The 12,401-nt window shown below is 69.6% G+C and carries 13 protein-coding genes and 1 riboswitch; of the genes, 5 read left to right on the forward strand and 8 right to left on the reverse strand.

The window, feature by feature from the left end; all coding sequences use genetic code 11:
• Window positions 1–3: 3 nt before the first annotated feature.
• The 5 genes from AB0M27_RS11395 to AB0M27_RS11415 all read right to left on the reverse strand — a co-directional run bounded on the left by AB0M27_RS11395 (window position 4) and on the right by AB0M27_RS11415 (window position 3,719).
• On the reverse strand, window positions 4–486 hold the full coding sequence (locus AB0M27_RS11395) for an NUDIX hydrolase (RefSeq protein WP_365720356.1): 483 nt from the start codon (window positions 484–486) through the stop codon (window positions 4–6).
• An 88-nt stretch (window positions 487–574) separates the two neighbouring features.
• Window positions 575–1,480, reverse strand: coding sequence for a LysR family transcriptional regulator (locus AB0M27_RS11400; protein ID WP_365720358.1), 906 nt, complete (start codon window positions 1,478–1,480; stop codon window positions 575–577).
• Window positions 1,481–1,697: 217 nt separating this feature from the next.
• A complete protein-coding gene (locus AB0M27_RS11405) occupies window positions 1,698–2,846 on the reverse strand; it encodes a cystathionine gamma-lyase (RefSeq protein ID WP_365720360.1) in 1,149 nt (382 codons plus the stop codon).
• On the reverse strand, window positions 2,843–3,334 hold the full coding sequence (locus AB0M27_RS11410; protein WP_365720362.1) for a low molecular weight protein-tyrosine-phosphatase: 492 nt from the start codon (window positions 3,332–3,334) through the stop codon (window positions 2,843–2,845). Before AB0M27_RS11410 ends, AB0M27_RS11405 begins: the two co-directional genes overlap by 4 nt.
• A 7-nt stretch (window positions 3,335–3,341) precedes the next feature.
• Complete coding sequence (locus tag AB0M27_RS11415; RefSeq protein WP_365720364.1) at window positions 3,342–3,719, reverse strand: phage holin family protein; 378 nt, start codon at window positions 3,717–3,719, stop codon at window positions 3,342–3,344.
• A gap of 57 nt (window positions 3,720–3,776) precedes the next feature.
• Between AB0M27_RS11415 and AB0M27_RS11420 the strand changes: the two genes are divergently transcribed.
• The 4 genes from AB0M27_RS11420 to AB0M27_RS11435 all read left to right on the forward strand — a co-directional run bounded on the left by AB0M27_RS11420 (window position 3,777) and on the right by AB0M27_RS11435 (window position 6,189).
• Complete coding sequence (locus AB0M27_RS11420) at window positions 3,777–4,094, forward strand: cupin domain-containing protein (protein ID WP_351802829.1); 318 nt, start codon at window positions 3,777–3,779, stop codon at window positions 4,092–4,094.
• A 160-nt stretch (window positions 4,095–4,254) separates the two neighbouring features.
• Window positions 4,255–4,467 (forward strand): DUF5326 family protein, encoded by a 213-nt coding sequence (locus AB0M27_RS11425; protein WP_365720366.1) that lies wholly within the window; start codon window positions 4,255–4,257, stop codon window positions 4,465–4,467.
• A 404-nt stretch (window positions 4,468–4,871) separates the two neighbouring features.
• Window positions 4,872–5,651, forward strand: a complete 780-nt coding sequence (locus tag AB0M27_RS11430; protein WP_365720617.1) for an IclR family transcriptional regulator C-terminal domain-containing protein — start codon at window positions 4,872–4,874, stop codon at window positions 5,649–5,651.
• Window positions 5,652–5,751: 100 nt separating this feature from the next.
• Window positions 5,752–6,189 (forward strand): SsgA family sporulation/cell division regulator, encoded by a 438-nt coding sequence (locus tag AB0M27_RS11435; RefSeq protein ID WP_351802823.1) that lies wholly within the window; start codon window positions 5,752–5,754, stop codon window positions 6,187–6,189.
• Between the two features lie 209 nt (window positions 6,190–6,398).
• Here the strand turns inward: AB0M27_RS11435 and AB0M27_RS11440 are convergent, their stop codons facing one another.
• Window positions 6,399–7,847 (reverse strand): YibE/F family protein, encoded by a 1,449-nt coding sequence (locus AB0M27_RS11440; RefSeq protein ID WP_365720368.1) that lies wholly within the window; start codon window positions 7,845–7,847, stop codon window positions 6,399–6,401.
• A gap of 72 nt (window positions 7,848–7,919) precedes the next feature.
• Window positions 7,920–8,096: riboswitch (TPP riboswitch) on the forward strand.
• Here AB0M27_RS11440 and thiC point away from each other — a divergent pair.
• Complete coding sequence (gene thiC, locus AB0M27_RS11445) at window positions 8,089–9,873, forward strand: phosphomethylpyrimidine synthase ThiC (RefSeq protein ID WP_365720370.1); 1,785 nt, start codon at window positions 8,089–8,091, stop codon at window positions 9,871–9,873. It overlaps the preceding riboswitch by 8 nt.
• A 297-nt stretch (window positions 9,874–10,170) precedes the next feature.
• Here the strand turns inward: thiC and AB0M27_RS11450 are convergent, their stop codons facing one another.
• Entirely contained in the window at window positions 10,171–11,034 is an 864-nt protein-coding gene (locus tag AB0M27_RS11450) for a hypothetical protein (protein ID WP_365720372.1), read from the reverse strand.
• A 180-nt stretch (window positions 11,035–11,214) separates the two neighbouring features.
• On the reverse strand, window positions 11,215–12,294 hold the full coding sequence (locus AB0M27_RS11455; RefSeq protein ID WP_365720374.1) for a metallophosphoesterase family protein: 1,080 nt from the start codon (window positions 12,292–12,294) through the stop codon (window positions 11,215–11,217).
• Window positions 12,295–12,401: the final 107 nt, after the last annotated feature.

The raw sequence follows: 12,401 nt of genomic DNA on the forward strand, positions 1-12,401 counted from the left end.
GCGCTAACCGAGGTCGGGAGCGTGCATGGCGCGCACCCCCTCGATGTTGCCGTCCAGATAGTGGCGCAGCGACAGCGGGACCAGGTGGACGGAGGCGATGCCGACGCGGGTGAACGGGACGCGGACGATCTCGTACTCACCGGACGGCTCGTCCACTTCGGGGCCGTGCCGCAGGGCCGGGTCCATGGACTCCAACCGGCAGACGAAGAAGTGCTGCACCTTCACGCCGGTCGCGCCGCCGTCCTCGCCGATGTGCTCGACGGTGTCCACGAAGCACGGCACCACATCGGTGATCTTGGCGCCGAGCTCCTCGGACACCTCCCGGTGCAGGGCGTCCACGACGGTCGAGTCCCCAGGCTCGACCCCGCCACCGGGAGTGACCCAGTAGGGATCGACACCGGGCTTGGTGCGCTTGATCAGGATCAGGTCGTCACCGTCGAGAAGAACGGCACGGGCGGTGCGCTTGACCACGGGTCGGACGGTCATGGGAGAAATGTGGCCCGGCTGGTTCCACGTGAAACATCGCAAAGAGTCACCTTGTGATCGCCATGCGTGCACGCTGTGCCGGAGGGCCTCAGCACCAGGTCGTGGCCGCCCGCTGAAGCCACTCATGGGCCCGTGCGATGTGGGGCATGGCGAGGGTGCCGGTGCGCATCACCAGGAAGTAGGTGCGCAGCGGCGGCACGGCCGGATCGTGCAGCGTCGCGATCGTGCCCTGGTCGAGGGCGGGGGCACACAGATAGCGGGGCAGTACCGCGAGTCCGGCACCTGCGATCGCGCAGGCGAGCACCGCGCGTAGATCCGGAACGATGACCGTCCCCGAGGCGGCTGGACGTGAGTCGAAGACGGAGGCCCAGTAGCGGGAGACGAAGGGCAGTGACTCGTGGACCTCGACGACGGGAAGATCCTCCAGCGCGGGCGCTCCCTTCAGGCGCAGCGCCTCCGCACCGATCCGCTCCAGCCAGCGAGGAGCGGCGACCAGTACGTGTTCCTCGTCGCAGAGCGGAGTCGCGGTCAGCAGTGCGCCGCGCGGACGGGCCGTGCTGATGGCGAGATCATGATGTCCGGAGGCCAGCCCCTCCAGCGTTTCCTCCGCCGTGCCAAAGGAGGCGCGGAGCGCGAACCCCTGGCCGTCGTCGCCGGTCAGCTCCGTCAGGGCCGGCAGGGCGCGTTCTGCGGTGAACTCGGGCGGGCCGGCGAGGTGCAGTGTTCTGAGCGTGGACCCGTCGTCCAGGCCGCTCTCGGCTATCTCCACCAGGGCGTCGAGATGGGGAGCGGCCTTGTGCGCGAGTTCGTCGCCGATGGTCGTCGGGGTCACCCCGCGCGCCTGACGGAGGAAGAGAGGCTTGCCCAGCTGCCGTTCCAGTGTGCGGATCTGCGAGGTGACGGCGGGCTGGGAGAGGCCGAGCAGAGCGGCGGCGCGGGTGAAGGAACCAGCCCGGTGCACAGTGACGAAAGTGCGCAGCAAGGCCAGGTCCATGGCGTTCCCTTCCCCCTATCCCTGCCCTCCTCCGGCGCCCAGGCAGGTCCCAACTATAAATAAGTCGATAGGCCTCTGTCGCTAGCGTGATTGGACACTGACAGAGAGTCAACTAGCCTTGTTCGCGCGGTTCTTCGCGCGCAGGAACCGAAGACGGTCCGAGCCACGAGGGGGGAGGCTCGGACCGTCGTGCGCCGTCGGGCGGACGGTCACGGGCTCACTCGGCCGACTCGTCCAGGGCCCGCAGCAGGTCGGCGATCAGGTCCTCGGGGTCCTCGGCGCCGACGGACATGCGGATGAAGCCCTCCGGCACCGCGTCCCCGCCCCAGCGGCGGCGGCGCTCGGCCGTGGAACGCACCCCGCCGAAGCTGGTGGCGTCCTCCACCAGGCGCAGGGCCCCGAGGAAACGCTCGGCACGCGCGCGCGTGGGCAGCGTGAAGGAGACCACGCAGCCGTAGCGGCGCATCTGCTGCGCGGCGGTCTTGTGCGCGGGGTCGTCGGGCAGTCCGGGATAGCGCAGGCCGGACACCTCGGGCCGCTGCTTCAGCGCCTCGGCGACAGCGAGGGCGGTGGCGTTCTGCCGGTCGACGCGCAGCTGGAGCGTGGCGATGGACCGGTGCGCGAGCCAGGCCTCCATGGGCCCGGAGATCGCCCCCACGATCTTGCGCCAGCGTCGTACGGCGGCCATCGACTCGGCGTCGCGGCCGACGACATAGCCCAGCAGCACGTCACCGTGGCCGGTGAGCTGCTTGGTGCCGCTGGCCACGGAGAAGTCGGCGCCCAGCCCCAGCGGACGCTGCCCGAGCGGGGTGGCGAGGGTGTTGTCGACGGCCACCAGGGCGCCCTGCGCATGGGCCGCCGCCACCAGCCGCCGGATGTCGCACACGTCGAGCCCCGGGTTCGACGGGGACTCGATCCACAACAGCCGGGCGCCGTCGAGAACCTCCAGCTGGGCATCGCCGCCGGTGGGGGCGGTGCGCACCTCGACGTCGTACGCCTCCAACTGGGCGCGGACCAGTGGCAGCACCTGGTAGCCGTCGGAAGGCAGCACGACCGCGTCCCCGGCGCGCAGCTGGGAGAACAGCACGGAGGAGATCGCCGCCATGCCGGAGGCGAAGACCAGCGTTTCGACGTCGTCCCGCCCGGGCGCCTCCAGCTCGCCGATGGCCCGCTCCAGCAGCGTCCAGGTCGGGTTCTCGTCACGGCCGTAGAGATACGGGCCCGTCGCCTCGCCGGGCAGGTGGAAATGCGCCGCGAACACCGGTCCCGGCAAGGTCGGCTCGTGCTTGACCGGTTCGGGTAGTCCGGCGCGTACCGCGCGCGTGCCGTCGCCGGTACGGCCCTGGTCCTCGGGGGTGTCACTCATGCGGCCCGTCCCTCCAGCTGCTCGCGTACGGCGGCGAGCAGACCGACGCTCGCCGCCTCCACCATCTCGAGGCACTCCTCGAAGCCGTCCCGGTGTCCGTAGTACGGATCCGGCACGTCGAGGTCGTCACCGGCGGCGGGATCGTACGACCGCAGCAGGCGGACCTTGCGCGCGTCCTCCTCGGTCGGCACGAGGCGGCGCAGGGCCTTGAGATGGCCGGAATCGAGGGCGATCACCAGGTCGAGGCGGGAGAACCACGACGGCTGGAACCGGCGCGCGACATGATCGCTGTCGTAGGCATGCTCCTCGAGGACCGCGATGGCCCGCGGGTCGGCGGGCTCGCCCTCGTGCCAGCCGCCGGTGCCGGCGCTGTCGACCGCCACCCGGTCCTCGAGGCCGGCCTCCGCCACGCGCGCGCGGAAGACGGACTCGGCCATCGGGGAGCGGCAGATGTTGCCGGTGCACACGAAGCAGACGCGGTAGGTCATGGCGCGCTCAGTCCTCGTCGGGCAGGACGACGTGCAGCGCCCAGGAGACGATGGAGACGATCAGGCCGCCGACGACGGCCGTCCAGAAGCCCTCCACATGGAAACTCAGGTCGAGCTTGCCGCATACCCAGGAGGTCAACAGCAGCATCAGCGCGTTCACGACCAGGGTGATCAGGCCCAGGGTCAGGATGAACAGCGGGAAGGTGAGCACCTTCACGACCGGCTTGACCAGCCAGTTCACCAGGCCGAAGATCAGCGCGACGACAATCAGCGTGCCGGCCTTCTTGGCCGTGCTGTCACCCGTCAGAGTGATCTTGTCCAACAGCCACACGGCGACCGCCAGGGCGCCCGCGTTGGCGATCGTCTTGACTACGAAATTCTTCATGTGTCTGATCGTGGCAGACCGGATCGGAACAGAGCAGAGGCGAGGGCGACAGCGGCGATGAAGGCATTCCGGCTGGACGAACTGGAGGCGGAGCGCGCCGCCAACGAGGGGGCCTACCTTCAGTTCCTGCGGGAGCGGAACATGTCGGTCGGCCTGTACGCCCTCAACGCGGGCGAGCACGACCCGCAGACGCCGCACAACCAGGACGAGGTGTACTTCGTCGTCAGCGGCCGGGCGTCCATCACAGTCGGACTGGAGACGACCGAGGTGGCGCGCGGCAGCGTGGTGTACGTGCCGGCCGGGGTTGCCCACAAGTTCCACCACATCAGCGAGGACCTGAGGGTTCTCGTCGTCTTCTCTCCCCCCGAGGCGTGAGCCCGGACCCCGGGGCTCCCTAGGGGACGGGTCAGGGGAGGACAAGGGACGCGAGGCCCCGCGGGACCCCTCGTCGGCCCTAGCATCGAGTGCAGGACATCGACGCCGTACGTGACAAGCGCGTACGAGCACTCAGACGAGAACGCAAAGGACGAGGGCGATGCGAGAGATCTTCACGGGACTGCCGTGGTGGGTGAAGTGGGTCGCGGTGCCGGTCATCGCCCTGGTCGTGTTCGGCGGCCTGATAGCGACGGTGGTCGGGTTCGTGATCGGTCTGCTGTTCAAGGCGTTGGTCTTCGTCGCCCTGGTCGGCGGGCTCATCTACATCGTGCGCAAGTTCATGTCGAACTCCTCGTCACGCAGCGACTGGTGACGGACCCCGGGACTGGTGACCGGCAACGGGATCACCGGTTCCCGGCAAGGCGATACCCGGTTTCCCTCGGGCGAGGGAAGTTTCCCGTGAGGCCGTCTGCGTGCGGCGGCAGACGATTAGAGTCCGGAACTCCCGCGGGGTCTGCCCCGCGGGCGGCGCAGACCCCCTCCGTGCTCTCCCCGCACGGGCTGCCCCTCGCGCTCCGGGAGTGACCCTTGGCCACGGTTGACACCGCACCGGCAGAACCGCACGCACCCTCCATCCCACCGCGCTCCTACGCACCGCCCACCCAGCGGCCGCCCGCCATCGCGGTGCCCGGACAACCGCACCCCACCGACGTCTCCGGACCACCGCACGCGAGCGGTATCCCCGGGGCACCTCACCCAACGGACGCCTCTGGGCCACTGCCCTGCGTCGACGCTCCCGGCCAGCCGGCCGCCGCGACGCTCATCGGATCCGTCCAGCGCGCCATGCGCCTGCTGGAGTCCGTCGCCGCACATATGTACGGCGCGCCTGCCAAACAACTCGCCCGCGAAACCGGCCTCGCTCTCCCGACGACGTACCACCTGCTGCGCACCCTGGTGCACGAGGGCTATCTACGGCGCGAGAAGGGGCTGTTCTTCCTCGGTGAAGCGGCCGAACGGCTGGGCAGCAGCGGAGCCCAGCAGAAACGTCGCAGCGCGGTGGCGGACACGCTTGCGCACTGGCGCGATTCCATCGGAGTGCCGGTGTACTACGCGATGTACCGGGACGGCGAGATCGACGTCATGTGCGTCTCCGACTCCCCCGAGGCGCCGGCGGTCGAGGAGTGGGCCGACTTCCGCGAGACCGGCCACGCGCACGCCATCGGGCAGTGTCTGCTCTCCCAGCTGGACGAGGACGCCCGCCGCGACCATCTCGCGCGCTACCCCGTGCAGCCCATCACCCCGTACACGGTGCGCGACAACGAGGCCCTGTTGCGGCGGCTGGCCCGGTTGCCGCGCATGGAGCCGGTGGTGGAGCGCCAGGAGTACGCGCTCGGGACGGTCTGCGCGGCGGTCCCGATCACGGTCGGCACCACCGTGGCCACGATGGCCATGTCGCTGCCCGCCCACCAGGCGGACCGGCTGCTGCCCGCGGCGCGTCGGCTGCAGACGGAGATCGGGCGGCATCTGGGAACGCTCGCCTTCTCTATCAGTATCTGAAAACTTACTCCTTGTGATCTCATGTGTACGTTCAGCAAGATTTGACCACGGTTAGAGGGATCAATCCCGGCCAGTCGATGTCCATACGACGGGGTAGACGATGCGCGAGTCCGTACAGGCAGAGGTCATCATGAGCTTTCTCGTGTCGGAGGAGCTCTCCTTCCGCATCCCGGTGGAGTTGCGCTACGAGACCTGCGATCCCTATGCCGTCCGGCTCACCTTCCATCTGCCCGGCGACGCCCCGGTGACCTGGGCGTTCGGACGCGAGCTGCTGATCGACGGCGTCGGCCGGCCGTGCGGGGAAGGGGACGTGCACATCGCTCCCGCCGACTCCGAGTTGCTGGGCGAGGTGCTGATCAGGCTTCAGGTCGGTGGCGACCAGGCCTTGTTCCGTTCCTCCGCGCCGCCGCTCGTGGCCTTCCTGGACCGCACGGACAAGCTTGTGCCGCTCGGTCAGGAGGGCGCGCTGGCCGATTTCGACGCCCATCTGGAAGAGGCATTGGATCGCATCCTGGCCGAGGAGCAGAGCGCCGGCTGAAGCGTTACGGCACGGGGCGCCGGGTGCTCCACCGTGCCGCGTGGGATTGTGCAGGAACGCTTCTGCATGGAGCGTCGAGACTCGGTCACCGCGTCTCGCACCGGCCACGGCGGGCTCGCTGCATCCCCGGGTCGGTTTCAGGCGGGCTCACCGCTTGCTTGAGCCGGCCTCAGGCAGGCCCACTGCCGCTTTCCGTCGGCTCGCCGGCCCTACCGCTTCCGGCGTCGTCCCCGGCCGCCGCGTGCCGGTGCCGGCCGCGTCGCGGCCGGCACCGGTGTGCCCGAGCCGGGGCGGTCGGCCGAGACCACCAGCGCGGCGAGCGCGGTGGTGACCGGCACCGAGGCGACCAGACCGATCGAGCCCACCAGCGTGCGCACGATCTCCTCGGCCACCAGCTCGCTGTTGGCCACGGTCCCGACGCCGCTCTGCGCGATCGAGAACAGCAGCAGCAACGGCAGCGCGGCACCGGCGTAGGCGAGGACGAGGGTGTTGACCACGGAGGCGATGTGGTCGCGGCCGATGCGGATGCCCGCGCGGTACAGCCCGCGCCAGCCCATCGTCGGATTGGCCTCGTGCAGCTCCCAGACCGCCGACGTCTGCGTCACGGTGACGTCGTCCAGAACGCCGAGCGAGCCGATGATGACGCCGGCCAGCAGCAGACCGCTCATGTCGATCGACGGATACAGGCCGTGGATCAGGCCGGTGCTGTCGTCCGTGTTGCCGGTGAGGGCGGCCCAGCCGATGAACTGCGAGCCGAGGACGCCGATCAGCAGCAGCGAGACCAGTGTGCCGAGCACCGCCACCGAGGTGCGTGCGGACAGGCCGTGGCACATGTACAGGGCGAGCAGCATGATGGCGCTCGATCCGACCACCGCCACGAGCAGCGGATTCGAACCCTGGAGGATCGCGGGCAGGATGAACAGGGTCAGCACCAGGAAGCTGGCGGCCAGTGCGACGAGCGCCATCACGCCGCGCAGCCTGCCGACCACCACGACCGCGAGCGCGAAGATTCCCGCGAGCAGCGTCATGGGGAACTTCCGGTTCACGTCGGTCACCGAGTACTGCAGGTCCTTCGGCGCCGAGGGCTCGTAGGCGACCACCACCTTCTCACCCTGGCTGAGCTGTCGGCTCTGGTCCGGCTGCACGATCTCGATGAACGTACGGCCCCTGTCCTTGCCGGTGTCGACCCGGACGGTCGCCTTCTTGCAGCTCCCCTTCGGCTCCTGATCCGCCGGGCTGCCCGCGGCGGTGGAGGTGTCGCCGGTCGGGGTGCCACCGGAGGCGTTCACCGACTTGCAGCTCACCTCGACGACCCTGGTGACCGTGGCCTGCTGGGTCGCCCGGTCGAAGCCGACGCCGCTGCGCTTGTGGGACGGGGCTCCCCCGGGCCAGAGCACGACCAGTCCGACGACGACCGCCACGGTGAACGGGACCAGGACCGCGGCGATGACCTTGCGCAGGTGCCGGGAGACGGGCGCGGCGGGTCCATGGCTGTGGCTGTGACCGCCGCTGTGACCGTGTGGCTGCCCGTGGCCATGACCGCGGCTGTCATCCCGGCTGTCCTCCCGCTCGGGGGTGTGGCCGTCATCGCCCTGCCTCGAGCTCGGTCGGTGGCGCGGCTCGGGAGGCCGATACGGGTACTGTTGCATTCCGGTCACCGCCCGATCATCGCAACAACGGCAGGGGGCCCACTGTTCACCGCGCCACTCATGACGCTAGCGTGGAGGCACCTTTGCACACGCGGGAGCTCGGAGCACCGGGCTGAGAGGGCGCTGACCTCCGTAGGCGCGATGTTTCACGTGGAACAAGCGATGTTCCGCGCGGATGTCGACAGACGGAAACCGCTGCGTCGACCGCCGAACCTGTTACCGGGTAATGCCGGCGTAGGGAGTAGGTCTCATGACCAACAAGGACGCATGCACGCCTGCCTCCGTTGAGGACGAGATGTCCCAGGAGGCCGGGAAGTCCATCGGCTGGCACAAGGCGTACGTCGAGGGTTCGCGCCCCGACCTGCGTGTGCCGGTCCGTCAGGTGCATCTCACCAACGGGCAGTCGGTCACGCTGTACGACACGTCGGGCCCGTACACCGATCCACTCGTCGACACCGATGTCCGCAGGGGCCTGCCGCCGTTGCGGGAGAACTGGATCATCGCCCGCGGGGACACCGAGGAGTACGCGGGCCGCCCCGTTCGTCCCGAGGACGACGGGATCAAGCACACCTCGCCGCGCGGCGGGCTGCGCAACCTGGACGCGGTCTTCCCCGGACGGCCGCGCCAGCCGCGCCGGGGCCGGGCCGGCGAGGCGGTCACGCAGCTCGCATACGCCCGCAGGGGCGAGATCACCCCGGAGATGGAGTACGTGGCCATCCGGGAGAACGTGTCTCCCGAGGTCGTCCGCGAGGAGATCGCGGCGGGCCGGGCGGTGCTGCCGGCCAACGTCAACCACCCGGAGATCGAGCCGATGATCATCGGCAAGCGGTTCCTGGTGAAGGTCAACGCCAACATCGGCAACTCGGCGGTGACCTCCTCCATCGAGGAGGAGGTGGAGAAGATGACCTGGGCGACCCGCTGGGGTGCCGACACGGTCATGGACCTCTCCACCGGCCGCAACATCCACACCACCCGCGAGTGGGTGCTGCGCAACTCCCCTGTCCCCATCGGGACGGTGCCGCTCTACCAGGCCCTGGAGAAGGTCGACGGCAAGGCCGAGGAACTGACCTGGGAGATCTACAAGGACACGGTCATCGAGCAGGCCGAGCAGGGCGTGGACTACATGACCGTCCACGCGGGCGTCCGGCTGCCGTTCGTGCCGCTCACCGCCAACCGCAAGACGGGAATCGTCTCGCGTGGCGGTTCGATCATGGCCGCGTGGTGCCTGGCGCACCACAAGGAGTCGTTCCTGTACGAGAACTTCGAGGAGCTCTGCGAGATCCTCGCCGCCTACGACGTCACGTACTCGCTGGGTGACGGCCTGCGGCCCGGTTCGATCGCGGACGCCAACGACGAGGCGCAATTCGCGGAGTTGAGGACGCTCGGGGAACTCAACCGGATCGCCAGGCGTTTCAACGTACAGACGATGATCGAGGGCCCGGGACACGTCCCGATGCACAAGATCAAGGAGAACATCGACCTTCAGCAGGAGATCTGCGATGAAGCTCCGTTCTATACGCTCGGCCCGCTGACCACGGACATCGCGCCGGCGTACGACCACATCACCTCCGGCATCGGCGCCGCGATGATCGCCTGGTGGGGCACGGCGATGCTCTGCTACGTCACGCCCAAGGAGCACCTGGGCCTGCCCAACCGTGACGACGTCAAGGCCGGCGTCATCACTTACAAGATCGCCGCGCACGCGGCCGACCTCGCCAAGGGGCACCCGGGCGCCCAGGAGTGGGACGACGCACTGTCCGACGCCCGCTTCGAGTTCCGGTGGGAGGACCAGTTCAACCTCGCTCTGGACCCGGACACGGCGCGGGAGTTCCACGACGAGACCCTTCCGGCGGAGCCGGCCAAGACGGCCCACTTCTGCTCGATGTGCGGGCCGAAGTTCTGCTCCATGAAGATCTCCCAGGACATCCGCCGTCAACACGGCGGCAGCCAGGAGGAGATCGAGGAGGGCATGGCCCAGAAGTCGAGGGAGTTCGCGGCGGCGGGTAACCGGGTGTACCTGCCGATCGCGGACTGAGGGCCAGGCGCAAGCGGTCCGCGTTTCCGAGCCGCCGCCCGGCGTCACGTGAGGCGCGGACCCCGCTGGTGTCGCTCAGGGCGTCAGGACGATCTTGCCGGTGGTGCGCTTTGCCGCGATGGTGCGTGTGCCTCGGTGGCTTCGGCCGGCCGTGACCCGCGCCGTTCGAGGTGCTTCGCCATGCGGCCGGGCATGACGCCGACCGGTCGGCCGACCGGGACGGCGGCACACCGGTGGGCCGCCCGGTCGGGCCCACGTCGGTCGGGAGCGCGAGCCGTGTCCGGGCTGCCGGTGGGGCTACTCGGGCTGGTGCTCCGGGCCACCGAAGTCCGGGCTCGTGTAGTCCGGGCTGGTGAAGCTCGGCCGGCCGGACTGGGTGCCGTCGTCGGGACTGCTGAAACCGGGGCGGTCGTACCCCAGGCGGGGCATGCGGCCGCGCGGGGCGGGTGGGGTCGTGCGGTGCAGGGGGGCCGCTGGTCGGGGCTCGGCGAGTGCCTCCGTGAGGAACGGCAGGATGCCGCGCTCCAGCAGGGCGTCCCGCCAGGCCTCTCTGGCGCTGTCCAGTTCCCGGTGCGCCGCGTCCAGCGCCTGGGCCTGTGGCGAGTTGCTGTTGCGCAGGGCGGTGAGGAGCAGTCCGACAGCGGCGAGGAGGATCGTGGCCGCGGTCACCGCGCCGAACACCCACCCCGCGGTCAGCATGGTTTGGGCGAAGGTCTGTCCGGGGCTCAGCGTCTTCAGGATGTATCCGACGAGCAGGAAGATCGCCGCGGCGGTTCCGGAGAGGACGGGAGCCAGTACGGCGATGACCGCGACGGCACCCGCGCCGGTGCTCTCGGTCGCCTCGCCGAAACCGCCGACGAGCCCGGGGACGGCCGAACTCTGGTCCGCGGGAGCGGAGTCACCGGAGGCCGAGGGGGTCATCGCCGGTTGACGCAGTTCCTGGCGGATCTTCACGTAGTGCTGGTATTCGGCCGCGGCGGCGGCCGTTATCAGTGCGGTGGCGTTGAGCGCCATGGTGCGCAGTTGTTCGGGATTGAGCCGCTCTCCGACGGCGGCCAGTTCCGGTCGCTGTGGTGCGGAGCGCAGCGCCTCATCGAGGAGCCGCTCGAATTCCTGGCGGTCCTCGCTCTGCAGGTGCTGCGGAACGCTGTTCATGTGCATCCCCCGATGCTCCGTAGGGCTTGGGGCTCGCACGCCGGCGAGCCGTCGGGCAGAAACGGAGGGGAGCCTGCTACGGATAAGCCGATGGTAGAGCCGTGACGGCACACGGTGACAGGGGGTTGCCGGAAATTGCCCACCGGCCTGCGGGTACTCCGCCGGGGGCGCCTGCTCGCGGAACGGTCAGGTGGCCAGGGGAAGTTGCCGGACCAGTAGCTTTCCGGCCATGGTCACCCCGCCGTCCATCGCGATGGCGAGCCCGTCGGCGTAGACGTGCGGTCCCTCCACGACGGGACCGGTGCCCTCCTCGCCGTCCTCGGAGCCGACCTCGCCGAGGAGATAGGGAATCGGGCTGTGACCGTGAACGATGCGGGTGCCGCCGTACGTATCGAGGAGCGAGCGCACGGCGTCGGCGCCGCCCTCGTAGCGGAAGGAGAAGCGCTTGGTGAACTTGCGGAACAGATCCCAGCACTCGTCCGCGTCGTTGCGGGTGAGAGTCTCGCGGACGGTGTCGTTGACCGCCTCGATGGAGTCGCCGTAGTCGAGGTAGGCGGTGGTGTCCGAGTGCACGAGCAGATAGCCGTCGACCTCCTCGACGGCGTCGAGCCGGGCCATCCACTGCAGATGGTGGTCCTGGAGGCGGTCCATGTCGGTCTTCTGTCCGCCGTTGAGCAGCCAGGCCGCCTGGAAGGTGGCCGTGCCCGCGCCGGAGTTGACGGGGGTGTCGCCGAAGCGCTTGGCGCCGAGCAGCAGCAGCTCGTGGTTGCCCATGAGGGCCTTGCAGTAGCCGCCGGCCGCCGCGGCCTCGGCGGACAGCCGCATCACGAGGTCGATGACGCCGATGCCGTCGGGCCCGCGGTCGGTGAAGTCGCCGAGGAACCACAGCCGGGTGGTGTCGGCGCACCACTGGCCGGAGGCGTCGATCAGTCCCTGCTCCTGCAGTGCGGCCATCAGTTCGTCGAGGTACCCGTGGACGTCTCCGACGACGAACAGCGGTCCCGGCCCGGTCTCGGGCTGCGGGGCCGGGGCCGCGGATGCCGTCTCGACGGGGACCTGGACCGTCTCGGTGCGGTTGATGACCGGGAGGTCGCGCTGGGTGGGTGTGTAGTCGTCGGGGTACGCCGGGTCGGCGGGCGGCGGGGTGTCGCCCGGGTGGGCGGTGCGGACGTACGGTCCGGTCTCGTGGACGTACGCAGGTACCCGGAAGTCGCGCAGCGTCGCCGTCCGCTCCACTTCGGGTCCCTGACCGGCCCCCTGAGTCATCAGACCCCTCCACCATCGCGCCGCATCTGCACCCCTTCGGACTGCCTGGTCGCAGCGGTCCGCGGTGTCGTGGGCCCATCATAGGAATGCGCGTCGCGCCGTGTGAT

It is taken from the genome of Streptomyces sp. NPDC052107, from assembly GCF_040680215.1.
Taxonomy (GTDB): domain Bacteria; phylum Actinomycetota; class Actinomycetes; order Streptomycetales; family Streptomycetaceae; genus Streptomyces.

What these genes read in the sequence shown, in the direction of transcription:
- AB0M27_RS11395 (WP_365720356.1), bottom strand. Translation starts at nt 486, where the DNA reads ATGACCGTCCGACCCGTGGTCAAGCGCACCGCCCGTGCCGTTCTTCTC.
- AB0M27_RS11400 (WP_365720358.1), bottom strand. Translation starts at nt 1,480, where the DNA reads ATGGACCTGGCCTTGCTGCGCACTTTCGTCACTGTGCACCGGGCTGGT.
- AB0M27_RS11405 (WP_365720360.1), bottom strand. Translation starts at nt 2,846, where the DNA reads ATGAGTGACACCCCCGAGGACCAGGGCCGTACCGGCGACGGCACGCGC.
- AB0M27_RS11410 (WP_365720362.1), bottom strand. Translation starts at nt 3,334, where the DNA reads ATGACCTACCGCGTCTGCTTCGTGTGCACCGGCAACATCTGCCGCTCC.
- AB0M27_RS11415 (WP_365720364.1), bottom strand. Translation starts at nt 3,719, where the DNA reads ATGAAGAATTTCGTAGTCAAGACGATCGCCAACGCGGGCGCCCTGGCG.
- AB0M27_RS11420 (WP_351802829.1), top strand. Translation starts at nt 3,777, where the DNA reads ATGAAGGCATTCCGGCTGGACGAACTGGAGGCGGAGCGCGCCGCCAAC.
- AB0M27_RS11425 (WP_365720366.1), top strand. Translation starts at nt 4,255, where the DNA reads ATGCGAGAGATCTTCACGGGACTGCCGTGGTGGGTGAAGTGGGTCGCG.
- AB0M27_RS11435 (WP_351802823.1), top strand. Translation starts at nt 5,752, where the DNA reads ATGCGCGAGTCCGTACAGGCAGAGGTCATCATGAGCTTTCTCGTGTCG.
- thiC (WP_365720370.1), top strand. Translation starts at nt 8,089, where the DNA reads ATGACCAACAAGGACGCATGCACGCCTGCCTCCGTTGAGGACGAGATG.
- AB0M27_RS11450 (WP_365720372.1), bottom strand. Translation starts at nt 11,034, where the DNA reads ATGCACATGAACAGCGTTCCGCAGCACCTGCAGAGCGAGGACCGCCAG.
- AB0M27_RS11455 (WP_365720374.1), bottom strand. Translation starts at nt 12,294, where the DNA reads ATGACTCAGGGGGCCGGTCAGGGACCCGAAGTGGAGCGGACGGCGACG.